Raw genomic sequence first — 235 nt, 5'->3', positions numbered from 1 at the left:
TGGCGACAAGAAACCAAAACACTAGCCACAACCCAGCTGTAGGTATGCATAGGAGTAGATGCAAAATGTGATTGGTGGTCTTCTTCTGGCCGTTCAGCACGTAGATTCTTTCGTTCATGGCTGCTTTCACCTGATAAACAATGAAGGTTGAGCAGCCAAAATATCTGAAATTCAGATATCTGAAAAGCAGATATAGCTTTAGCAGCTAATTCCCATAGCTGACGACCATGCCTAA

At 43.0% G+C, this 235-nt stretch carries 1 protein-coding gene; it reads right to left on the bottom strand.

All coding sequences use genetic code 11. The features are described from left to right. Nucleotides 1–235, bottom strand: a 235-nt coding sequence (locus ACW9IR_RS30055; RefSeq protein ID WP_457466238.1) for a hypothetical protein, incomplete at both ends; no start/stop codon positions are given.

It is taken from the genome of Pseudomonas sp. SDT291_1_S447, assembly GCF_054070155.1.
The sequence above is the reverse complement of the archived record's forward strand: the minus strand, read 5'-3'. Positions and strand labels throughout refer to the sequence as shown.